Origin of the sequence: Mycobacterium sp. OAE908, assembly GCF_017872775.1 — a bacterium.
Taxonomy (GTDB): Bacteria; Actinomycetota; Actinomycetes; order Mycobacteriales; family Mycobacteriaceae; genus Mycobacterium.
In genome coordinates, this window is sequence record NZ_JAGGJL010000002.1 from 883,103 (window position 1) to 904,079 (window position 20,977).

Annotated in this window: 22 protein-coding genes and 1 tRNA gene; 17 read left to right on the plus strand and 6 right to left on the minus strand. The window is 66.4% G+C overall.

The features are described from left to right. Position 1 precedes the first annotated feature (1 nt). Complete coding sequence (locus J3E61_RS29400; RefSeq protein WP_210086259.1) at positions 2 to 478, minus strand: Rrf2 family transcriptional regulator; 477 nt, start codon at positions 476 to 478, stop codon at positions 2 to 4. A 77-nt stretch (positions 479 to 555) separates the two neighbouring features. Here J3E61_RS29400 and J3E61_RS29405 point away from each other — a divergent pair, with 77 nt between their 5' ends. Beyond that, complete coding sequence (locus J3E61_RS29405) at positions 556 to 1,305, plus strand: SDR family oxidoreductase (protein WP_210086260.1); 750 nt, start codon at positions 556 to 558, stop codon at positions 1,303 to 1,305. An 8-nt stretch (positions 1,306 to 1,313) separates the two neighbouring features. On the opposite strand, the gene J3E61_RS29410 is transcribed toward J3E61_RS29405, so the two are convergent. Continuing rightward, positions 1,314 to 1,399 (minus strand) — tRNA-Leu (locus J3E61_RS29410). Positions 1,400 to 1,472: 73 nt separating this feature from the next. Between J3E61_RS29410 and J3E61_RS29415 the strand changes: the two genes are divergently transcribed. Genes J3E61_RS29415 through J3E61_RS29425 form a run of 3 tightly spaced genes read left to right on the plus strand, consistent with a single transcriptional unit; the run spans position 1,473 to position 3,815 of the window. Beyond that, positions 1,473 to 2,816, plus strand: a complete 1,344-nt coding sequence (locus J3E61_RS29415; protein WP_210086261.1) for a M20/M25/M40 family metallo-hydrolase — start codon at positions 1,473 to 1,475, stop codon at positions 2,814 to 2,816. Between the two features lie 20 nt (positions 2,817 to 2,836). Next, positions 2,837 to 3,367, plus strand: a complete 531-nt coding sequence (locus tag J3E61_RS29420; protein WP_210086262.1) for a YbhB/YbcL family Raf kinase inhibitor-like protein — start codon at positions 2,837 to 2,839, stop codon at positions 3,365 to 3,367. Beyond that, positions 3,354 to 3,815, plus strand: a complete 462-nt coding sequence (locus J3E61_RS29425; RefSeq protein WP_210086263.1) for a nitroreductase family deazaflavin-dependent oxidoreductase — start codon at positions 3,354 to 3,356, stop codon at positions 3,813 to 3,815. Before J3E61_RS29420 ends, J3E61_RS29425 begins: the two co-directional genes overlap by 14 nt. On the opposite strand, the gene J3E61_RS29430 is transcribed toward J3E61_RS29425, so the two are convergent. From J3E61_RS29430 to J3E61_RS29440, 3 genes are read right to left on the minus strand one after another with little or no spacing between them, the layout of a single operon-like run. Then, positions 3,801 to 4,862: a quinone-dependent dihydroorotate dehydrogenase gene (locus tag J3E61_RS29430; RefSeq protein ID WP_210086746.1), complete on the minus strand. Its 1,062-nt coding sequence runs from the start codon at positions 4,860 to 4,862 to the stop codon at positions 3,801 to 3,803. The genes J3E61_RS29425 and J3E61_RS29430 overlap by 15 nt on opposite strands. Then, positions 4,862 to 5,113 carry a dihydroorotate dehydrogenase gene (locus tag J3E61_RS29435; protein ID WP_192723053.1) on the minus strand — a complete coding sequence of 84 codons (252 nt, stop codon included), beginning with the start codon at positions 5,111 to 5,113 and terminating at the stop codon, positions 4,862 to 4,864. The genes J3E61_RS29430 and J3E61_RS29435 overlap by 1 nt, the downstream gene beginning before the upstream one ends. Beyond that, positions 5,110 to 6,093 (minus strand): hypothetical protein, encoded by a 984-nt coding sequence (locus J3E61_RS29440; RefSeq protein WP_210086264.1) that lies wholly within the window; start codon positions 6,091 to 6,093, stop codon positions 5,110 to 5,112. Before J3E61_RS29440 ends, J3E61_RS29435 begins: the two co-directional genes overlap by 4 nt. Before the next feature lie 171 nt (positions 6,094 to 6,264). Here J3E61_RS29440 and J3E61_RS29445 point away from each other — a divergent pair, with 171 nt between their 5' ends. The 11 genes from J3E61_RS29445 to J3E61_RS29495 all read left to right on the plus strand — a co-directional run bounded on the left by J3E61_RS29445 (position 6,265) and on the right by J3E61_RS29495 (position 15,890). After that, on the plus strand, positions 6,265 to 6,576 hold the full coding sequence (locus tag J3E61_RS29445; protein ID WP_210086265.1) for a hypothetical protein: 312 nt from the start codon (positions 6,265 to 6,267) through the stop codon (positions 6,574 to 6,576). A 45-nt stretch (positions 6,577 to 6,621) separates the two neighbouring features. Next, a complete protein-coding gene (locus J3E61_RS29450) occupies positions 6,622 to 7,452 on the plus strand; it encodes an undecaprenyl-diphosphate phosphatase (protein WP_192723871.1) in 831 nt (276 codons plus the stop codon). Then, positions 7,449 to 8,165 (plus strand): MSMEG_4193 family putative phosphomutase, encoded by a 717-nt coding sequence (locus J3E61_RS29455; protein ID WP_210086266.1) that lies wholly within the window; start codon positions 7,449 to 7,451, stop codon positions 8,163 to 8,165. Before J3E61_RS29450 ends, J3E61_RS29455 begins: the two co-directional genes overlap by 4 nt. A 62-nt stretch (positions 8,166 to 8,227) precedes the next feature. Continuing rightward, positions 8,228 to 8,815, plus strand: coding sequence for a DUF3090 family protein (locus tag J3E61_RS29460; protein ID WP_192723049.1), 588 nt, complete (start codon positions 8,228 to 8,230; stop codon positions 8,813 to 8,815). Continuing rightward, complete coding sequence (locus tag J3E61_RS29465; protein ID WP_210086267.1) at positions 8,799 to 9,611, plus strand: SCO1664 family protein; 813 nt, start codon at positions 8,799 to 8,801, stop codon at positions 9,609 to 9,611. Before J3E61_RS29460 ends, J3E61_RS29465 begins: the two co-directional genes overlap by 17 nt. Then, positions 9,611 to 10,384, plus strand: coding sequence for a 3'(2'),5'-bisphosphate nucleotidase CysQ (locus tag J3E61_RS29470; protein ID WP_210086268.1), 774 nt, complete (start codon positions 9,611 to 9,613; stop codon positions 10,382 to 10,384). The genes J3E61_RS29465 and J3E61_RS29470 overlap by 1 nt, the downstream gene beginning before the upstream one ends. 58 nt (positions 10,385 to 10,442) lie before the next feature. Beyond that, positions 10,443 to 11,687, plus strand: coding sequence for a cysteine--1-D-myo-inosityl 2-amino-2-deoxy-alpha-D-glucopyranoside ligase (gene mshC, locus J3E61_RS29475; protein ID WP_210086269.1), 1,245 nt, complete (start codon positions 10,443 to 10,445; stop codon positions 11,685 to 11,687). After that, positions 11,684 to 12,493: an arginase family protein gene (locus J3E61_RS29480; protein ID WP_210086270.1), complete on the plus strand. Its 810-nt coding sequence runs from the start codon at positions 11,684 to 11,686 to the stop codon at positions 12,491 to 12,493. The genes mshC and J3E61_RS29480 overlap by 4 nt, the downstream gene beginning before the upstream one ends. A gap of 47 nt (positions 12,494 to 12,540) precedes the next feature. Continuing rightward, positions 12,541 to 13,419, plus strand: coding sequence for an SDR family oxidoreductase (locus J3E61_RS29485; RefSeq protein WP_210086271.1), 879 nt, complete (start codon positions 12,541 to 12,543; stop codon positions 13,417 to 13,419). Next, on the plus strand, positions 13,416 to 14,852 hold the full coding sequence (locus J3E61_RS29490) for a DUF1254 domain-containing protein (RefSeq protein ID WP_210086272.1): 1,437 nt from the start codon (positions 13,416 to 13,418) through the stop codon (positions 14,850 to 14,852). The genes J3E61_RS29485 and J3E61_RS29490 overlap by 4 nt, the downstream gene beginning before the upstream one ends. A gap of 75 nt (positions 14,853 to 14,927) precedes the next feature. Beyond that, positions 14,928 to 15,890, plus strand: coding sequence for an acyl-ACP desaturase (locus J3E61_RS29495; protein WP_210086273.1), 963 nt, complete (start codon positions 14,928 to 14,930; stop codon positions 15,888 to 15,890). Here J3E61_RS29495 and J3E61_RS29500 read toward each other — a convergent pair. Next, positions 15,887 to 16,777, minus strand: a complete 891-nt coding sequence (locus tag J3E61_RS29500) for a PAC2 family protein (RefSeq protein WP_192723041.1) — start codon at positions 16,775 to 16,777, stop codon at positions 15,887 to 15,889. The two genes, J3E61_RS29495 and J3E61_RS29500, sit on opposite strands and share 4 nt — an antisense overlap. 91 nt (positions 16,778 to 16,868) lie before the next feature. Here J3E61_RS29500 and J3E61_RS29505 point away from each other — a divergent pair, with 91 nt between their 5' ends. Further along, complete coding sequence (locus J3E61_RS29505) at positions 16,869 to 17,027, plus strand: hypothetical protein (RefSeq protein ID WP_210086274.1); 159 nt, start codon at positions 16,869 to 16,871, stop codon at positions 17,025 to 17,027. 193 nt (positions 17,028 to 17,220) lie between these two features. Beyond that, positions 17,221 to 20,967, plus strand: coding sequence for a methionine synthase (gene metH, locus J3E61_RS29510; RefSeq protein ID WP_210086275.1), 3,747 nt, complete (start codon positions 17,221 to 17,223; stop codon positions 20,965 to 20,967). Positions 20,968 to 20,977: the final 10 nt, after the last annotated feature.

Sequence of the window (20,977 nt, forward strand, 5' to 3'; positions counted from 1 at the left end):
CTCAAGCGCTTTCGCGTGACAACAAGCGGCGTGTGCGGTCCGGAGTTTCGGGCGGCAGTGTGTCGATGATGTCGGCGAGGGTGCACGCGGCCAGGCTGGTTCGCCATGCTTCGTGTGCTCGCCGCATGGTGGTGGCCAGGATGCATGGCTCCTGGCACTCCTCGGCGGGTAGGGCGCCGCGCCCCTGTTGGCGAATCTCGCGACAGAGGTACGGGTCGGCGCCGCCGTCCACAGCGTCGACGATGTCGAGGAATGTGATCTCGGCGGCCGGGCGCGCCAGCCGGAATCCGCCGCGCGGACCGGTCGTGCCGGTCAGCACGCCTGCGCGGACAAGCGACGCCAAGTGTTTGGCCAAATATGCCGGTGGCAGACCGAAGTGAGTGGCGAGTTGGGCCGTGCTGGCGGCGTCGCCGTCCGCCAGCTGCGCCAGCGACGCGGCGCAATGCAGCACCCACTCCGTGCCCTCGGGAAGCTTCATGGTCCCAGGCTACGGAATATCACCACTATTGTGGATGTTAAATATCCATAATTGTTGATCGAAGAGGGAGAGCTCACATGCGCGTTGCAGTTGTCGGTGCCACCGGCCGTATCGGAACCCTGACCGTCACCGCCCTCGAACGCGAAGGGCACGACACGGTTGCCATCAGTCGCAGTCGCGGCGTGGACGTGATCACCGGCGCGGGCCTGGACGACGCTCTGACCGGAGTGAGCGCGGTGATCGACGTCAGCAGCAACGAGTCGACCGAGGAGTCGCAGACCGTCGGATTCTTCACGACCGCGACCAAGAATCTGCAAGCCGCCGAGCAGCGTGCCGGCGTCAGCCATCACGTCGCGCTGTCGATCGTGGGCATCGACAAGGTGCCGGGCAACGCACACTACGCAGGCAAGCGGGCACAGGAGGCCGCGGTGCAGGCCGGACCAGTGCCGTGGACCATCGTTCCTGCCACGCAATTCCATGATTTTGCGGCGATGGTCGCCGGGTGGACCGCGCAGGACGGCGCTGCGCCGATCGCACCGCTGCTCGTCCAGCCGATCGCGCCCGCCGACGTCGCAGACATCCTCGCGCGCGTCGCCGTCGGAACCCCGCAGGGGCGCCACCGCGATATCGCCGGACCCGACACCCAGGATCTGGTGGACATGGCGCGCCGCACCCTCGAGGCCCGCGGCCAGGCGATCCGACTGATCCCGACGTGGCGCAACGGTCTTTTCGACGTGTCGATGGCCGGTGAGGTGCTGCTGCCTGGTGCCGACGCGCAGTTGGCGCCAACGACTTTCGAGGAGTGGCTGGCCGCCGAGGCGCTGTAGCCAAAGAGTGTCCGAGGGGGGACTTGAACCCCCACGCCCGTTAATAGGGCACTAGCACCTCAAGCTAGCGCGTCTGCCATTCCGCCACTCGGACCAGTTTGTGGGCAGCTTAGGCTATCGGATCGGACTGCCCGGACCCAAACCCAGCGGCCGCTGCAATGGTACGAATGGTGACTGTGACGCCTCCCCCCACCGCCGAAGCCGAGGTGGTTGACCTCGTCAGCGCGCTCATCCGCTTCGACACCTCCAACACCGGCGAGCCCGAAACCACCAAGGGGGAGGCCGAATGCGCCCGCTGGGTGGCCGAACAGCTCGAAGAGGTCGGCTACACGACCGAATACGTCGAGGCAGGTGGCCCGGGCCGGGGCAACGTATTCGCCACGCTCAAAGGTGCCGACCCGGAGCGCGGGGCCCTGCTGCTGCACGGGCACCTCGACGTGGTGCCCGCCGAGGCGTCGGACTGGAGCGTGCACCCGTTCTCCGGCGCCGTCGAGGACGGCTATGTGTGGGGTCGTGGCGCGGTCGACATGAAGGACATGTGCGGCATGCTGATCGCGATCGCGCGCCACTTCAAACGCGCGGGCATCGTGCCACCGCGCGACCTGGTGTTCGCGTTCCTCTCCGACGAGGAGGCCGGCGGCAAGTACGGGTCGCAGTGGCTGGTCGACAACCGCCCCGATCTGTTCGAGGGCGTCACCGAGGCGGTCGGTGAGGTCGGCGGGTTCTCGCTGACCGTGCCGCGCAAGGACGGCGGCGAACGACGGCTGTACCTGGTCGAGACCGCCGAGAAGTCGATGATGTGGATGAAGCTGACCGCGCGCAGCTTCGCCGGCCACGGCTCGATGATCCACGAACACAACGCGGTCACGGCGGTCGCCGAGGCCACCGCCAGGCTCGGCCGCCACGAGTTCCCGCTCGTGATGACCGATGCCGTCGGGCAGTTTTTGCAGGCGATCACCGAGGAGACGGGCTACCAGTTCGACATCGACTCGCCCGACCTGGCGGGTGCCATCGCCAAGCTGGGCCCGATCGCCCGCGTCGTCGGCGCCACCCTGCGCGACACCGCGAACCCGACGATGCTCAAGGCCGGGTACAAGGCCAACGTCATCCCTGCCACCGCGGAGTCAGTGGTCGACTGTCGCATCCTGCCCGGCCGCCAGGCCGCATTCGAGCGTGAGGTCGACGAGATCATCGGACCCGATGTGACGCGGGAGTGGGTCACCGAGCTGCCGTCTTACGAAACCACTTTCGACGGCGACCTGGTGGACGCGATGAACGGTGCGATCCTGTCCGTCGATCCCGACGCCCGCATCGTGCCGTACATGTTGTCCGGAGGCACCGATGCAAAGGCGTTCGCGCGCTTGGGGATTCGCTGCTTCGGGTTCGCGCCGCTGCAGCTTCCTCCGGATTTGGACTTCACCGCGCTGTTCCACGGTGTGGACGAACGGGTACCCGTTGATGCACTGAAGTTCGGCACCCAGGTGCTCGAACATTTCCTCATCCACAGCTGATCGTCAGAAAGGGATCACCAATGGCATTTGACTACAACCCCTACGAGTTTCTGCCGAAGCTGCCGTCGTTCACATTGACGTCGGAATCGCTCAGCGACGGGCAGGCGCTGCCCAACGAGCAGGTGAGCGGCATCATGGGCGCGGGCGGCGACGACATCTCGCCGCAGCTGTCCTGGTCCGGATTTCCCGAGGAGACACAGAGTTTCGCGGTCACCGTCTACGACCCGGACGCGCCCACGGCATCGGGGTTCTGGCACTGGGCAGTCGCCAACCTGCCCGCGACCGTGACGGATCTGCCCGCAGGTGCGGGCGACGGCAGCGGATTGCCAGGCGACGCACTGACTTTGGCCAACGATGCGGGCCTCAAGCGCTACATCGGCGCCGCCCCGCCGCAGGGCCACGGTGTGCACCGGTATTTCATCGCGGTGCATGCCGTGAAGGTGCCCAAACTCGAACTCGACGGCGACGCCAGCCCGGCCTACTTGGGTTTCAACCTGTTCATGAACGCGATCGCCCGCGCCGTCATCCACGGCACATATGAGCAGAAGTAGCGCGCTTCTCGGGCGACTACTCAAGACTCGGGCGCTGGTTCGCGCTCCGATCTGGCTCTACCGGGCACATCTCGGCTTTCTGTTCGGGCGCCGCATGCTGCTTCTCGAGCATGTGGGACGCAAGAGCGGAGCGCGGCGTTACGCCGTGCTCGAGGTCGTCGATCACCCCGCCGCCGACGAGTACGTCATCGTGTCGGGGTTCGGCGAGACCGCGCAGTGGTATCGCAACGTCATCGCGAACCCGCGGGTGCGCGTCAGCGTCGGCCTGCGGCGCAACGTGCCCGCGACAGCAACGCCGCTGGCACCCGAGGCGGTCGAGAAAACCGTCGAGCGCTACGCCGAACGCCACCCCCGGACATGGCGCACGCTGAACGAAGCGATGGCTGCCGCGTTGAATACCCGCGACCTGAAGTTGCCGATGGTGCGACTCGACCTAGCGCATGGCTGAGCCGACGGCATCCGTCAGCGACGTGAAGCCGCCTTCGTGGAGGCGACGCGCAATGCCGTCATGAATGTGCTTGGCCCACAACCCGCCTCCGTAGATGAAGCCGGTGTAGCCCTGCAGCAGAGATGCGCCTGAGGTGATGCGGTCCCACGCGTCGTCGGCTGTCTCGATACCGCCGACGCTGATCAACACCAGCCTGTCGCCCACGCGTTTGTACAGCCGCCGCAACACCTCCGCTGAGCGCCGCGCGACCGGCGGACCCGAAATGCCACCGGCACCCAATTCATCGACGCCGGGTGTCGCGAGCCCATCACGCGACACCGTCGTGTTGGTCGCGACGATGCCGGCCAGGCCCAATTCGACTGCGAGATCGGCAATCTCGTCGACGTCGTCGTCGGACAGGTCCGGCGCGATCTTGACCAGCACGGGCTTCGCCGTCTCCGCCTTCACCGCGGCGAGGATCGGCCGCAGCGATGAGACCGCCTGCAGATCACGCAGCCCCGGGGTGTTCGGAGAGCTGACGTTGACCACCAGGAAGGCCGCCAAAGGCGCTACCAGGCGGGCACTTTCGGCGTAATCCGCGACGGCGCCCTCCGGCGGCGTGACCTTGGTCTTGCCGATGTTGACCCCGATCGGCACCTCGGGTGTGCGGCGGGCCAACCGCAGCGCCAGCTCACCTGCCCCGTGGTTGTTGAAACCCATCCGATTGAGCAGCGCGCGGTCGTCGGCCAGCCGGAACATCCGCGGCTGCGGGTTGCCCGGCTGGGCCTGCGCGGTGACGGTGCCGACCTCTGCGTAGCCGAAGCCGAGGGCACCCCACGTGTGCAGCCCCCTGCCGTCCTTATCGAACCCGGCCGCCAGGCCCACCGGGCCGGGAAAGCGCACGCCGAACACAGTGCTGGCCAGGACGGGGTCGCGTGGCGCCAGCCATCGCTGCATCAGCCGGCGCACCGGAAGGACGGCGGTCACCGCGCGCAAGAACGCAAAAACCCACGTGTGAATACGTTCGGGGGCCACCAGGAACAGCGCCCGCCGCAGCGCGCGGTACATCACAGCGCGGGCTGGTCCGGAATCCGGTCGACGGCGGTCTTCTTGCGGCGCAGCAACACCCGCCTGCTGCCATCGGTATACAGCCGGACCCGGGTGAGCTCCCAGCCGCGATACTCGGCCTCGATGGACAGTCGGGTGGACGCGCTGATTCTGGTAAGGTCCGGCGGCAGCCGCAGCGGGATCCACTCATACTCGTCGGACAGGTCGTTGTCCCAGCCCTGGGGCATGCGGCCGTGCTGCATAGCAGTCATTTGATCTCCGCGGCGCCTGCGATCACCTGTACACCCGCTCCCGAGCCAGACACCACATACAGGGTGCCAGACGCTTCGTCGAAGGCCAGGCTGTTGGGCTGCTGCACGGTTCGATAACGCACCTTTTCCACGGGGATACCGGTAGCCAAATCGTAGCCAACCACCGAGTTGATCGCTGTCTGCGACACCCAGGCCAGCTTCTTCGACCCCGCCAGCCCGTACGGGGCGTCGCGCACCGGGTAGCGCTGGCGCAGCATCAACGGGTCGATGCCGAAGACCAGCAGTTCGTCGCCTCTGGTGTCGGCCACCAGCACCCGGCCCGCCGAATCGGCGGCCATCGTCGTTGCGCCCTCGCCGGCCCGCAGGGCGTGCTCAGCATCCTTCCCGTCGGCCGAAACCGTCGTCACCGACGTCTGGCCCCGGTCCAACACCACGGCCGTATTGCCTTGTGCGACAAGAGCATCGACCTTCGCGAAGATCTTCAGCGATGCGCCGACCTTCGAATCCGAGCTCAGGGTGTAGACGGCCCCGTCGGCGCTACCCAGCACCAGCTTCCCGTCGGCACGCCGAGCGATCGCGGTGAAATCGGTGCTCTGTTGGCCCTCGATGTCCACCCGGTCGGCCGTGGCGGCGCGAAGGTCGATCCGGAAGTAGCCGCCGCGCGCTGACGCATACGCCGTGCCCTCGTTATCGCCGGTCAGTGCCGTCGCGGGGGCGGGCAGCGTCAGCGAGCGCGATGGGCCGGACGCCGGCACGACCGTGACCATCGATCGGCTCTCCAAAAGCGGGCTGAGCACCGCCAACGACGCCGTCGCGGGGTCGAACACCGCGGCCTGGGCGAGCCCGGGAAGAGGTCGCACCACTCCCGCGGGCGCGCCGGTGACCGGCGGCGACTGCGCGGCCTGCGCGGGCACGATGGTCGGCGGTGGGGCCTCGGCGTGGTTCGCCGAGCAACCGACCAATCCCGCTGTTGCCAGCACAACAGCGGCGGCGCGAATTAGCTGAACTGGGGCGTTTAAGTGGCGCGGCAAGGGGTAGCTCTCGGGAGTGCGAATTCGATCTTGTTTGACGAGCAAGTGTAGGCAGGCCCGCCATCCACAAATGGCCACGTCCGCCACGCCCGGCGGCATAAGCGGAGGTATGGTTCGATCATGACCCTCGCGGCAGACAGGGATTTGGATAACCAACAGTTTGCTATTGAGGACATCACCACAGGTCTGCACGCCAGTGGATTTGGCCGGGTGGGGGACGGACGGCCCTTCTCTTTCCACGTCGAGAAGCAGCTGCTCGTGGTCGAGATCTACCGGCCGCGCATCGTAGGTCCGGTTCCGCAGGCCGAGGACGTGGTCGCCACTGCCAGCCGCAAGCTGACCGACATCGATCTCACCGACGAGCGCAGCGTGGCAGCCGCGGTGCGCGACGCGGTTGCCGACGCGCATCCGGTGCCTCGCACAGCGCGCTGACAGCCGGCCCACGGTACGGTCGTCGGCGTGATTGACGCGCCTGCGATGTCGTGGCTGCAAGTTGTCGTTCTATCGGTGTTGCAGGGACTGACCGAATTCCTGCCTGTTTCGTCGTCGGGGCACTTGGCGATCGCCTCGCGCATCTTCTTCGACGACGACGCGGGCGCATCGTTCACCGCGGTCACCCAGCTCGGCACGGAACTCGCTGTGCTGCTGTACTTCGCGCGCGACATCGGCCGTATCCTCAAAGCCTGGTTCAACGGGTTGTTCGTCGCGGCGCACCGCAACCTGGACTACTGGATGGGTTGGTATGTCATCATCGGCACCATTCCGATCGGTGTGCTCGGCCTGCTGTTCAAGGACGAAATCCGTACTGGCGCAAGGAATCTGTGGCTGATCGCGAGCGCGTTGATCGTGTTCTCCGTCGTCATTGCGATCGCCGAATACGTCGGAAGGCAGACCCGCCATGCCGAACAGCTGACGTGGAAGGACAGCGTCATCGTCGGCTTGGCGCAGTGTTTGGCGTTGGTACCCGGCGTGTCTCGCTCCGGTGCAACCATCAGCGCCGGCTTGTTCCTCGGACTCGACCGTGAACTGTCGGCGCGGTTCGGCTTCCTGCTGGCCATTCCCGCCGTGTTCGCCTCGGGCCTGTTCTCGCTGCCCGACGCCTTTCATCCCGTCGGCGAGGGGATGAGCGCCAGTGGCCCGCAACTGCTTGTCGCGACCGTGATCGCGTTCGTCATCGGCTTTCTGGCCGTGGCGTGGTTCCTGCGGTTCTTGGTGCGCCACAGCATGTACTGGTTCGTCGGCTACCGCCTTGTTCTCGGCGCCGTCGTCATCGCGCTGCTCGCCACCGGGGTAGTCTCCGCGACATGACGGTCATCCTGCTGCGGCACGGCAGGTCGACCTCAAACACCGCACATACCTTGGCCGGTCGCAGTGACGGCGTCGACCTCGACGACAAGGGCCTCGAGCAGGCACAGGCGATCGTCGAGCGGCTGGCCGGGCTGCCGATCCGCGCAATCGTGCGCTCGCCGCTGCTGCGGTGCCGTCGCACGGTCGAACCATTGGCCGCCGCGCTTGGGCTTGACCCCGTGGTCGACGAGCGGATCTCGGAGGTCGACTACGGCAGCTGGACCGGCCGCAAGATCGGTGAGCTGGTCAAGGAGCCGTTGTGGGCGGTGGTGCAACAGCAGCCGAGCGCCGCCGTCTTCCCAGAAGGCGAGGGGCTGGCGCACGTGCAGGCGCGCGCCGTCGCGGCCGTCCGTGAACACGACCGCAGGCTGGCCGAGCTACACGAGGCTGACGCGCTGTGGGTGGCCTGTACGCACGGCGATGTGATCAAGTCGGTGGTGGCTGACGCGCTCGGCACGCATCTCGACAGCTTCCAGCGCATCACCGCCGACCCGGCGTCGATGAGTGTGATCCGTTACACGCCGTTGCGTCCATTCGTCATCCACGTCAACCACACTGGTGCTGCGCTCACCGCCGGATTGCTGGCCAAGCCACCGAAGGCCGACGGGGAAGCCGACAGCAAGGACGGCGAGGTGCCTCCGGAAGACGCTGTGGTCGGCGGCTCGACCGGTTGACGGTCGACGGCCGGGCGCGCAATTACGGCTGATGAGGTGATGCCGGTATTTTGGAGGGTGCCATGGCCCGCGCAATTCACGTCTTCCGCACACCCGACCGTTTCGTCGCCGGGACAGTCGGGCAGCCGGGCAATCGGACCTTCTACCTTCAGGCCGTACACGACAAGCGCGTGATCTCGGTGGTGCTGGAGAAGCAGCAGGTCGCTGTGCTCGCCGAACGGATCGCCGCGCTGCTGCTGGAAATCAACCGCCGCTTCGGCACACCCATCCCGCCCGATACCGGCGACATCGAAGACCTGAGCCCGCTGATCACGCCGGTCGACGCGGAGTTCCGGGTCGGGACGATGGGGCTTGGCTGGGATTCGGAGGCCCAGACAGTGGTCGTCGAGCTGCTCGCGGTGTCCGAAACCGAATTCGACGCGTCGGTCGTGCTTGACGACGCCGAGGAGGGACCCGACGCGGTACGGGTGTTTCTGACGCCTGAATCGGCGCGCCAGTTCGCGGCGCGATCCAATCGCGTCATCTCGGCCGGCCGCCCGCCGTGCCCGTTATGCGATGAGCCGCTCGACCCGGAGGGGCACATCTGCGTGCGCACCAACGGCTATCGGCGCGGCGCTCTTGCCGGGTCCGACGATGACGCCGACGCGTAACGATGAGGTGCTGCAGCGCGGCGAGTTGACGGTCATCGGACGAATCCGCTCAGCCAGCAACGCCACCTTTCTCTGCGAAGCGCATCTTGGTGAGCTGCAAGCTCATTGCGTGTACAAGCCGGTCAAGGGCGAGGCGCCGCTCTGGGACTTTCCTGACGGCACCCTGGCAGGCCGCGAGCGCGGTGCCTACCTCGTCTCGGCTGCGCTTGGCTGGAACATCGTGCCCTACACCATCATTCGCGACGGCCCCGCAGGCATCGGCATGCTGCAGCTGTGGGTCGACCAACCCGGTGACGAAGTCGGCGACGAACCCTCGACAGGACCCGATCTCGTCGACCTGCTGCCTGCAGGCCACATTCCGCCCGGCTTCCTGCCCGTGCTGCAGGCCTACGACTACGCAGGCGACGAGGTGACGTTGGTGCACGCCGATGACGTGAGGCTGCGCCGGATGGCCGTGTTCGACGTGCTGATCAACAACGCCGATCGCAAGGGCGGCCACATTTTGTGCGGTGTCGACGGTCAGGTGTACGGCGTCGACCACGGGGTGAGCCTGCATGTCGAGGACAAGCTGCGCACTGTGCTGTGGGGCTGGTCGGGCAAACACGTCGACGACGAGAGCCTGGAGGCCGTGGCCCGGCTGCGCGATCAACTGCGTGGTGAGCTGGGCGACCAGTTGTGTGCGCACATCACCCGTCGCGAGGTGGCCGCGCTGCACGCCAGAACCGTTGCGCTGCTGGAAAATCCGGTGATGCCGACCCCAGACCGACGCCGACCCATCCCGTGGCCGGCGTTCTGATGCGCCTGACGGATGCGGAGTTGGCCGCGGACGTGGCCGCCGATGCCGGAAAACTGTTGCTCGCGGTCCGCGAGGAGGTCGGCTTCGACGATCCCTACGACCTCGGCGACGCGGGTGACATGCGGGCCAACGAGCTGATCCTCGAAAGGCTCAAACGTGACCGGCCCGACGACGCGGTGCTCTCCGAGGAGGCCGTCGACGACGTGTCTCGCGTGCACGCCGACCGGGTGTGGATCGTCGACCCCGTCGACGGCACGCGAGAGTTCTCCTGGCCGGGGCGCACCGACTGGGCCGTGCACGTCGCGCTCTGGCAGCGCAACGACGGGCCGCATGGCGGCGGCATCACCGACGCCGCGGTGGCGCTGCCCGCGCGCGGCGAGGTTTACCGCACCGACACCGTCACCCCGCCACCGCCGCGACGTGAGGGCCCCATCCGCATCACGGCCAGCGCCAGTCGACCCCCCGCGGTGCTGTGGCGGCTGCGCGACCGGATGGACATTCAGATGGTGCGGATCGGTTCGGCGGGCGCGAAGGCGATGGCCGTCGTTCGCGGCGACGTCGACGCCTATGTGCACGCAGGCGGGCAATGGGAGTGGGATTCGGCCGCGCCCGCGGGCGTGGTGCGGGCCGCGGGGCTGCACGCGACGCGGCTGGACGGTTCCCCGCTGATCTACAACCGACGCGACCCGTACCTGCCCGACTTCCTGATGTGCCGCGCCGAGTTGGCCGATGTCCTGCTCGACGGCATCCGTTCGGCGTATCGCGACCACTGAGGTGGGAATGAATCGGCCGCTCGCGATGTCACACACCCCGATGCCTAAAGTCGACGCTATGAATTCCTGGCCGGCTCCGGACGTCCCGGCGCTGCCGGGCCGCGGTCCGCAGTTGCGGCTCTACGACAGCGCCGACCGTCAGGTCCGGCCGGTGTCTGCCGGCGAGACGGCCACCATGTACGTCTGCGGGATCACCCCGTATGACGCCACCCACCTCGGTCACGCCGCCACCTACCTGGCGTTCGACCTGGTGCACCGGGTGTGGCTGGATGCGGGGCACACCGTGCATTACGTGCAGAACGTCACCGACGTCGACGATCCGCTTTTCGAGCGGGCCGAGCGCGACGGCATCGACTGGCGCGCGCTGGCCGATCGTGAGACCCAGCTGTTCCGCGAGGACATGGCGGCGCTTCGGGTGCTGCCGCCGCACGACTACGTAGCGGCAACGGATGCGATCGGCGAGGTCGTCGAGCTGGTGGAGAAGATGCTGGCCTCCGGCGCCGCATACATCGTCGACGATCCGCAATATCCCGACGTGTACTTCCGCGCCGACGCCACCCAGCAGTTCGGCTACGAGTCCGGCTACGACCGCGACACCATGCTGCGGCTGTTCACCGAGCGCGGCGGTGATCCCGACCGTGCGGGCAAGAGCGACGAACTCGACGCGCTGATGTGGCGGGCCGAACGCGAAGGCGAACCCAGCTGGCCCTCGCCGTTCGGTCCTGGACGGCCCGGATGGCACGTCGAATGCACTGCGATCGCGCTGTCGCGCATCGGCACGGGTCTCGATATTCAGGGCGGCGGCAGCGATCTGATCTTCCCCCACCACGAGTTCTCCGCCGCACACGGCGAATGTGTAACGGGGGAGCGGCGATTCGCGCGCCACTACGTGCACGCCGGCATGATCGGCTGGGACGGGCACAAGATGAGCAAGAGCCGCGGCAACCTCGTGCTGGTGTCGCGGCTGCGCGCCGAGGGTGTCGAGCCCGCAGCCATCCGGTTGGGCCTGTTCGCAGGGCACTATCGCGCCGACCGGTACTGGAGCGCGCAGGTGCTCGAGGACGCCAACACCCGGCTGCACCGTTGGCGGGCCGCCACCACGCTGCCCGCCGGCCCCGATGCGGGTGACGTGATCGCGCGGGTGCGCCAATACCTTGCCGATGACCTGGATACCCCGAAAGCCCTTGCCGCGCTGGATGGTTGGGCCACCGATGCGCTGGAGTACGGCGGCCACGACACCCAGGCCCCGCAGGCGGTGGCCACCGCGGTCGACGCGCTACTTGGCGTCCAGCTGTCGCGATGACGCTTGCGCTAACCGTGTTTCAGGGCCGCGCAGGCGACCACAACGACCGCGCATACAGCGGCGCAGCGGCGGTCGGAGCCGAGTGGCAACAGCGGCTTGGTCTTCCTGCTACCACCGTCGGCAGCCCGGAGCCCGCGCTCAGCACCCAGTGGCGCGCTGAATTGACCGCTGCCATACCGACTCTCGAGGCGATGTCGCAGCGCTACGAGGACATCTACGCCGCAGGCCAAACGCCGGTCACCGCGTTGACCCGCTGCGCCGTTGCACTGGCCACGCTGCCGGTGGTGGCCCGCTTCCACCCGGGCGCGCTCGTGGTGTGGTTCGACGCGCACGGCGACATCAACACGCCCGAGTCGAGCACGTCGGCTTTCCTCGGCGGTCTCGCGCTGTCGGGCCCGATGGGGTTGTGGGACTCGGGGCTGGGTGCGGGCATCACGCCCGCCAACGTGGTGTTGGGTGGGGCTCGCGACCTGGATCCGTTCGAGCGACGGCTCATCGACGAGGGCGTGGTGCGACATGTTCCCGTTGGCCCGCACTTGTTGGATGACCTCGATGCGGCGGTCGGCGACCGGCCGGTGTACTTCCATCTCGACTGCGACGTACTGGAACCCGGCCTGGTGCCCACCGACTACCGCGTCCCGAATGGACTGAGTTTCACTGAATTGGCTGGCGTGGCAAACCGTTTAGCCAAGAACGAGATTGTCGGTGTCGAGGTCGCGGAGTTCGAGGGAACCTGGGCCGAGACCGGAGCACCGGGTGACGCGCGACCGCTTCTGGACGCGCTTTCGCCACTCGTCGGTGCCTGACCGTCAATCGGCCGGACCGGTTCGCCGGGTGGAGTACGTTGACGGCCATGAGTTCTGTGAACGGAAAGGTCGCCCTGATCACCGGCGGCGCGAATGGTGTAGGCGCGGAGGTGGCCCGCCGGTTGCACGCCAAAGGCGCCAAACTGGTGCTGACCGATATCGACGACGCGCTGCTCAAGGAGATGTCGGCTCGACTGGGTGAGGAAAGCGTGCTGAGTGTCGTGGCCGACGTCCGCGATCTGTCGGCGATGCAGGCCGCCGTCGAAAAGGGCATCGAGCGCTTCGGCGGTATCGACATCGTGATGGCCAATGCCGGAATCGGAACGTACGGATCGGTGCTGACGGTCGATCCTGAGGCGTTTCGCACGCTGATCGACGTCAACGTCGTCGGGGTCTTCCACACAGTCCGGGCCGCGCTGCAGTCGGTCATCGATCGGCGTGGCTACGTCTTGATCGTGTCGTCGCTGGCGGCCTTCGCCGCGGCCCCGGGAATGGCGCCCTACGACACCGCCAAGGCCGGCGTCGAGCACTTCGCCAACTCGCTGCGCCTCGAGGTCGCGCACCTCGGTGTCGACGTCGGTTCTGCGCACATGTCGTGGATCGACACCCCGCTGGTCCGCGAAACCAAGGCAGACCTGCCCGCGTTCCGCGAGATGCTGAACTCACTGCCGGGCCCGCTGGGCAGGACCACATCGGTCGAGAAGTGCGGCGAGGCGTTCGTCGCAGGAATCGAGGCCCGCAAGAGCCGCATCTACTGTCCCGGTTGGGTGGGGGTGTTCCGCTGGCTCAAACCGCTGCTGTCAAGCCGCATCGGCGAGGCGCCGACGCGCAAGACCGCCCCAGAGTTGATGCCGAAGATGGACGCGGAGGTTGCCGCGTTGGGGCGGTCAATGGGAGCTCGCACCGAGGATCTGGAGAAGCATTGATCCGCCGCATCGGGGTCGTTCTGGCAATACTGGCGCTCATCGCCGGCTGCAGCACGAAAGGGTCGGAGGAGCAACCGAAGTCGCAAGCACCGCCACCCAGTCAGGCCGCCGTCACGCCGGAGCAGGCCAGGGCGATCGCCAAGGACGCCTACATCTACGGGTTCCCGCTGGTCGACAACTACCGGGTGATGTACTCCTATTTCGTCAACAAGGACGATCCCGAATATAAGGGCGGATGGAACGAAATCCACAGCGCTGCACGGGTTTACACGCCGCAGGACAAGGCCGTTCAGACGCCGAACTCGGACACCCCTTACTCGGCGGTCGGTGCAGACCTGCGCACCGAGCCGCTGGTACTGACCGTGCCGCCGATCGAGCAGGACCGCTACTACTCCTTGCAGTTCATCGACCTCTACACCTACAACATGGCCTACGTCGGCAGCCGCACGACGGGCAACAGCGGCGGTAAATACCTTCTGGCAGGCCCGAATTGGAAGGGCGCCAAGCCCGACGGCATCAACGGGGTCATCCAGTCCGACACCGAGCTGGCGCTGGTGGTCTACCGCACGCAGCTGCTCGGCCCGTCGGACATCGACCAGGTCAAAAAGATCCAGGCCGGTTATCAGGTGCAACCGTTGTCGGCCTACCTGAACCAACCGGCGCCCGCGCCCGCGCCACCGATCGACTTCGCGCCGCCCCTGACCAGAGATCAGGAGAAGACCTCGCCTCAGTTCTTCGAGATCCTCGACTTCGCACTGAAGTTCGCGCCGACGCTGCCCACCGAAAAGGACCTGCGGGCACGGTTCGCCACCATTGGCATCGGCCCTGACGGGGACTTCGACGCGGACAAGTTGAGTCCTGAGATGCGAACGGCGATCGAAGGCGGGATGGCCGACGCCTGGTCCGAGCTCGACGATCTCAAGAAGACCAAGATCGACACCGGCGAAGTCGGCTCGGCGCAATTCTTCGGTACTGCAGAGGATCTGAAGGGCAACCATCTGTACCGCATGGCCGGTGCGGTGTTCGGCATTTACGGCAACACCGCCGCGGAGGCGCTCTACCCGGTCATCGCCACCGACTCGTCGGGTGCGCCGCTGACGGGCGCCAACAATTACACGGTCAGGTTCGCGCCGGGACAGCTGCCGCCGGTGAACGCATTCTGGTCACTGACCATGTACGAAATGCCACAGAGCCTGCTGGTCGACAACCCGATGAACCGCTACCTGATCAATTCGCCGATGCTGCCGAGCTTGCTGCGCGATCCCGACGGTGGCTACACGTTCTATGTCCAGAACCAGTCACCGGGCATCGACAAGGAGGCCAACTGGCTGCCAGCACCCAAGGGGCCATTCCAGATGGTGTTGCGGCTGTACTGGCCGAAGCCGGATGCGCTCAACGGCACGTGGAAGGCGCCGCAGGCGGTGAAGGTCTAAGCCGCGCCACTCCGTTGTGCGTCCCCGGGTTCGCCCGGTTGTGGCGGTACCGTTTCGCCTGACGACGGGTGTGCGATGGCGAAAACTCTGACTGACCTCGAGCTGATCCATGCACTCGAACCGATCGCCGAAGCAGGACTCAATCAGCATCTCGCGGCGGCGAAGAACTGGCATCCACACGACTATGTCCCCTGGTCGGATGGCAGCGACTACTCCCAGCTAGGCGGGCGGGACTGGGCAGAAGAACAATCGCGACTCGGCGAAGTCGCCCGGATAGCCATGATCACCAACCTGCTCACCGAGGACAACCTGCCGTCCTATCACCGCGCTATTGCCGAACACTTCGGCATCGACGATGCCTGGGGCGCATGGGTGAATCGGTGGACAGTCGAGGAGAACCGACACGGCATCGCGCTGCGTGACTATCTCGTCGTCACCAGGGCGGTGGACCCAATTGCGTTGGAACAAGCCCGAATTGCACAAGTGACCGCCGGCTTCACCCCCGGCCAGCAAGGTCAGCGCGCGATACGGCCGGAGTCGATGCTGGACGCGTTGTCATATGTGACGTTTCAGGAGTTGGCCACCCGAGTCTCGCACCGGAACACGGGTAGGGCGTGCACCGAACCCGTCGCCGACGAACTGCTCAAGCGCATCGCCGCTGACGAGAACCTGCACATGATTTTCTATCGAGGCGTGGGTGCGGCAGCACTGGATGTTTCGCCCGACCAGGCCATGGTTTCCATCTGGCGAATACTGGTGAACTTCCAGATGCCCGGGTTCGCAATACCGAACTTCCGTCGCAACGCGGTGAAGATGGCCGTCGGCGGCATCTACGATCTGCGTCAGCACCTGGACGACGTCGTGATGCCGGTGCTGCGAAAATGGCGGATCTTCGAGCGCGGCGACTTCCGTGGGGAAGGCGCGCGGCGCCGCGATGAGCTTGCGGTGTTCATCAAACGGATGGACGCCGAGGCTGCCAAGTTCGAGGAATCGAAGGCCCGCTACCTCGAACGGCAGTGCCGCACCAAGAACGGCTAGCCGCGGAAGCCGGGTCCGCGGCGCCGCAGATAGCGCTCGAACTCGGCGGCCAGCGCGTCGCCGTCGATCTTGCCGAGCGCCTCGTTCATGTCCACCTCGGCGTCGCCACGCTCCTCAAGCGACTGAACGTATTCGGCGATCTCGTCGTCTTCTGACGTCATCTCGGTGACGGCCTGTTCCCATTCCTCGGCCTGCGAGGGCAGATCGGCCAGCGGCACCTCGATATCGAGCACGTCCTCGACGCGACGCAACAGCGCAACCGTCGCCTTCGGATTCGGCGGCTGCGACACGTAGTGCGGGACAGCCGCCCAGAACGTCACCGCAGGAATGCCGGCCTGCACGCATGCGTCCTGGAACACCCCCGCGATGCCGGTGGGTCCTTCGTAGCGCGTTTCCTCGAGTCCGAATGCCTTCGCCGAATCAGGGGAGTACGCCGCTCCGGAAACCGGCACTGGCCGGGTGTGCGGCGTGTCGGCCAGCAGCGCGCCGAGAATGACCACGGTCTGAACGTTCAGCTTGTCGGCGATCGCCAGCAGTTCCGCGCAGAAGGTGCGCCAGCGCATGTTCGGCTCGACACCGTGCATCAGCACGATGTCGCGCTCGGAGCCCGGCGGGCGGCAGTGTGAGATCCGCATGGACGGCCACACAAGCTCGCGGGTCACGCCGTCGACCTGCCTGATGACCGGCCTGTTCACCTGGTAGTCGTAATAGGCCTCGTCGTCGATCTCGACGATCGGTTCGGCTTCCCATATCGCGTCGAGGTGCTCCAGCGCATCGCTGGCGGCGTCACCGGCGTCGTTCCAGCCCTCGAAGGCGGCGACGATCACGGTGTCGTTGAGTTTGGGCAGGTCGGGCGGCTTGTAGCCGCTCGCATCCGACGGGGTCACACCCTCAGCGTAAGGCCTGCGTCGTGCGGGTGAGGGGCATCGGCGCGCTCGCGCGACGAAGTGATTTGCATAGAACTACTACCCTGTATCTGTGGCTGATGTGACCAAGCGGGCCTGCGACACCCATTTGCTCGACACGCTGTCGACGCGAGTGATGGTGGGCAAGGGCGCGATGAGCAGCCGGCTGCAGGCGACGGACCTCTCGCACGACTCCGCAGAGACGAAATACGTTCGGCTGCAATCTGGTTGACCTTGGTTACCGCGACATCGCCGACTGGTTCCGCGAGCTGTGGCTCGGGGGCGACAAACCCGGCGTCCACACGTCTGTCGGGCGACGACGTAGACTTTCACCGTCGAGAGGCGTTGCAACGGATCCCGGTCCCTGCCGGTATCCGCCACGCTCGGCAGAGTCAAGGACGCCTTCCGTTAAGGAAGGAACGCATGTGACCGCCGTCGAGACAAACTTCGAGCCGAACATCCGTCCCGACCGCACCGACGAACTGTCGGCTGCTCTGCGCCAGCGGATCATGGTGATCGACGGCGCGATGGGCACGGCGATCCAGCGGGACCGGCCGGACGAGGCGGGCTACCGCGGGGAGCGGTTCAAGGACTGGCCGAGCCCGCTTCAGGGCAACAACGACCTGCTGACGCTGACGCAGCCGCAGATCATCGAGGGAATCCACCGCGAGTACCTCGAGGCGGGCGCCGACATCCTGGAAACCAATACGTTCAACGCGAACGCGGTGTCGCTCTCCGACTACGACATGGCGGAGTTGAGCTACGAACTCAACTACGCCGGGGCCGCGCTGGCCCGCAAGGCCGTCGACGACTTCAGCACCCCGGAGAAGCCCCGCTACGTCGCGGGCGCTCTCGGGCCGACAACGCGGACCGCGTCGATCTCGCCTGACGTCAACGACCCCGGAGCCCGCAACGTCTCCTACGACCAGTTGGCAGCCGCGTACCTGGAGGCCGCCAACGGTCTGATCGACGGCGGCGCCGACATCCTCATCGTCGAAACGATCTTCGACACGCTGAACGCCAAGGCCGCGGTGTTCGCCATCGAGACACTGTTCGAGGAGCGCGGACGCCGGTGGCCGGTGATCGTCTCGGGCACCATCACCGATGCGTCAGGCCGGACGTTGTCCGGTCAGGTCACCGAAGCGTTCTGGAATTCGATCAGGCACGCCAAGCCGCTCGCGGTGGGCCTCAACTGCGCACTGGGCGCGCCGGAGATGCGGCCGTACATCGCCGAGATGTCGCGAATCGCAGACACTTTCGTCTCCTGCTACCCGAACGCGGGCCTACCCAACGCTTTCGGTGAGTACGACGAGTCCCCGAAGCGTCAGGCCGGTTACGTCGCCGACTTCGCCGAAGCGGGCTTCGTCAACCTCGTCGGTGGTTGCTGCGGAACGACGCCGGCGCACATCGCCGAGATCGCCAAGGCCGTCGAGGGCAAGCCGCCGCGCGAGGTGCCGCAGATTCCGGTTGCCACTCGGCTCGCGGGCCTCGAGCCGCTCAACATCACCGAGGATTCCCTGTTCGTCAACATCGGTGAGCGCACCAACATCACCGGCTCCGCCCGGTTCCGCAACCTGATCAAGGCCGAGGACTACGACACCGCCCTTTCGGTGGCCCTGCAGCAGGTGGAGGTCGGTGCGCAGGTCATCGACATCAACATGGACGAGGGCATGATCGACGGCGTCGCCGCGATGGACCGGTTCACCAAGCTGATCGCCGCCGAACCGGACATCAGCCGGGTGCCGGTGATGATCGACTCCTCCAAGTGGGAGGTCATCGAGGCGGGCCTGAAGAACGTGCAGGGCAAGCCGATCGTCAACTCGATCTCCATGAAGGAGGGCGAGGAGAAGTTCATCCGCGAGGCACGGCTGTGCCGCAAGTACGGCGCCGCCGTCGTCGTGATGGCCTTCGACGAGCAGGGGCAGGCCGACAACCTGGAGCGCCGCAAGCAGATCTGCGGTCGCGCCTACCGGATCCTGACCGAAGAGGTCGGCTTCCCGGCCGAGGACATCATCTTCGACCCGAACTGCTTCGCGCTGGCGACCGGTATCGAGGAGCACGCGACGTACGGCATCGACTTCATCGACGCCTGCGCCTGGATCAAGGAGAACCTGCCCGGGGTGCACATCTCCGGCGGTATCTCCAACGTGTCGTTCTCGTTCCGCGGCAACAATCCCGTCCGCGAGGCCATCCACGCGGTGTTCCTGTTCCACGCCATCAAGGCCGGCCTGGACATGGGCATCGTCAACGCCGGTGCGCTGGTGCCCTACGACTCGATCGACCCCGAATTGCGCGACCGCATCGAGGACGTCGTGCTGAACCGCCGCGAGGACGCGGCCGAGCGACTGCTAGAGATTGCCGAACGGTACAACAAGTCGGAGAAAACCGAGGATCCTGCCGCGGCCGAGTGGCGCAGCCTGCCGGTCCGCGAGCGGATCACGCATGCGTTGGTGAAGGGCATCGACGCTCATGTCGATGACGACACCGAGGAGTTGCGGGCCGAGATCGCCGCGACAGGCGGTCGCCCGATCGAGGTGATCGAGGGTCCGCTGATGGACGGCATGAACGTCGTCGGTGACCTGTTCGGCTCGGGCAAGATGTTCCTGCCTCAGGTGGTGAAGTCGGCTCGGGTGATGAAGAAGGCCGTTGCGTACCTGCTGCCGTACATCGAGGCGGAGAAGGTCGAGTCCGGCACCGAGGGCACCAAGGACACCAACGGCACCATCATCATGGCGACCGTCAAGGGCGACGTCCACGACATCGGCAAGAACATCGTCGGGGTTGTGTTGCAGTGCAACAACTTCGAGGTGATCGACCTCGGTGTGATGGTGCCAGCCCAGAAGATCCTGGACGCGGCCAAGGAGCACGACGCCGACATCATCGGGCTGTCCGGCTTGATCACCCCCTCGCTGGACGAGATGGTCAACTTCGCCGTCGAGATGGAACGCCAGGGCCTCGAGATCCCGCTGCTGATCGGCGGCGCCACCACCTCGCGCGCGCACACGGCCGTGAAGGTGGCGCCGCGCCGCAGCGGTCCGGTGGTCTGGGTCAAGGATGCATCGCGTTCGGTGCCGGTCGCGGCCGCGCTGCTCGACGACAGGCAGCGGCCGGCCCTGCTGGAGGCGACCGAGAAGGACTACGCCTCCCTGCGCGAACGGCACGCCCAGAAGAACGAGCGGCCGATGCTGACGCTGGAGAAGGCCAGGGCCAACCGGACGCCGATCGACTGGGACGGCTACACGCCGCCGGTGCCCGCGCAAGGTACGGGAGTACGAGAATTTCTCGACTACGACATCGCCGAACTGCGCGAGTACATCGACTGGCAGCCGTTCTTCAACGCCTGGGAGATGAAGGGCCGCTTCCCCGACATCCTCAACAACCCCGCATCGGGTGAGGCCGCGCGCAAACTGTACGACGAAGCGCAGGAGATGCTCGACACCCTGATCAAGGAGAAGTGGCTGACCGCCAACGGGGTGATCGGGTTCTTCCCCGCGAACGCGGTCGGCGACGACATCGAGGTCTACACCGACGACAGCCGTACCGAGGTGCTGACCACGTTGCGCAACCTGCGCCAGCAGGGCGAGCATCGGGACGGCATCCCGAACCGGTCACTGGGAGACTTCATCGCCCCCAGGGAAACGGGCCTTCAGGACTACGTCGGCGCCTTCGCCGTCACCGCGGGGTTGGGCAGCGGTGACAAGATCGCCGAGTTCAAGGCGGCCAACGACGACTACAGCGCGATTCTGCTGGAGTCGATCGCCGACCGACTGGCCGAGGCGTTCGCCGAACGGATGCACGAACGGGTCCGCAAGGAGTTCTGGGGTTATCAGCCCGACGAGCATCTGGACAACGAGGCACTGATCGGTGAGAAATATGTGGGCATCCGCCCTGCGCCCGGCTACCCGGCCTGCCCGGAGCACACCGAGAAGGCGACGCTCTGGGAGTTGATGGACGTCCAGGAACGGACCGGCATCGAGCTGACCGAGTCGATGGCGATGTGGCCAGGTGCTGCCGTCAGCGGCTGGTACTTCTCACACCCGCAGTCGCAGTACTTCGTGGTCGGCCGGATCGCCCAGGACCAGGTGGCCGACTATGCGAGGCGCAAGGGGTGGACTCTGGCCGAAGCCGAGCGCTGGCTCGCCCCGAATCTCGGTTACAACCCGGAGGACTGAGCACCCGCAG

Excerpts from the sequence above, each read along its gene's own strand:
- J3E61_RS29465 (WP_210086267.1), top strand. The coding sequence starts at position 8,799 with ATGACGCCGACGCGTAACGATGAGGTGCTGCAGCGCGGCGAGTTGACG.
- J3E61_RS29425 (WP_210086263.1), top strand. The coding sequence starts at position 3,354 with ATGAGCAGAAGTAGCGCGCTTCTCGGGCGACTACTCAAGACTCGGGCG.
- J3E61_RS29415 (WP_210086261.1), top strand. The coding sequence starts at position 1,473 with ATGGTGACTGTGACGCCTCCCCCCACCGCCGAAGCCGAGGTGGTTGAC.
- J3E61_RS29480 (WP_210086270.1), top strand. The coding sequence starts at position 11,684 with ATGACGCTTGCGCTAACCGTGTTTCAGGGCCGCGCAGGCGACCACAAC.
- J3E61_RS29400 (WP_210086259.1), bottom strand. The coding sequence starts at position 478 with ATGAAGCTTCCCGAGGGCACGGAGTGGGTGCTGCATTGCGCCGCGTCG.
- J3E61_RS29470 (WP_210086268.1), top strand. The coding sequence starts at position 9,611 with ATGCGCCTGACGGATGCGGAGTTGGCCGCGGACGTGGCCGCCGATGCC.
- mshC (WP_210086269.1), top strand. The coding sequence starts at position 10,443 with ATGAATTCCTGGCCGGCTCCGGACGTCCCGGCGCTGCCGGGCCGCGGT.
- J3E61_RS29445 (WP_210086265.1), top strand. The coding sequence starts at position 6,265 with ATGACCCTCGCGGCAGACAGGGATTTGGATAACCAACAGTTTGCTATT.
- J3E61_RS29495 (WP_210086273.1), top strand. The coding sequence starts at position 14,928 with ATGGCGAAAACTCTGACTGACCTCGAGCTGATCCATGCACTCGAACCG.
- J3E61_RS29420 (WP_210086262.1), top strand. The coding sequence starts at position 2,837 with ATGGCATTTGACTACAACCCCTACGAGTTTCTGCCGAAGCTGCCGTCG.
- J3E61_RS29450 (WP_192723871.1), top strand. The coding sequence starts at position 6,622 with ATGTCGTGGCTGCAAGTTGTCGTTCTATCGGTGTTGCAGGGACTGACC.
- J3E61_RS29430 (WP_210086746.1), bottom strand. The coding sequence starts at position 4,862 with ATGTACCGCGCGCTGCGGCGGGCGCTGTTCCTGGTGGCCCCCGAACGT.
- J3E61_RS29405 (WP_210086260.1), top strand. The coding sequence starts at position 556 with ATGCGCGTTGCAGTTGTCGGTGCCACCGGCCGTATCGGAACCCTGACC.
- J3E61_RS29485 (WP_210086271.1), top strand. The coding sequence starts at position 12,541 with ATGAGTTCTGTGAACGGAAAGGTCGCCCTGATCACCGGCGGCGCGAAT.
- J3E61_RS29435 (WP_192723053.1), bottom strand. The coding sequence starts at position 5,113 with ATGACTGCTATGCAGCACGGCCGCATGCCCCAGGGCTGGGACAACGAC.
- J3E61_RS29455 (WP_210086266.1), top strand. The coding sequence starts at position 7,449 with ATGACGGTCATCCTGCTGCGGCACGGCAGGTCGACCTCAAACACCGCA.
- J3E61_RS29460 (WP_192723049.1), top strand. The coding sequence starts at position 8,228 with ATGGCCCGCGCAATTCACGTCTTCCGCACACCCGACCGTTTCGTCGCC.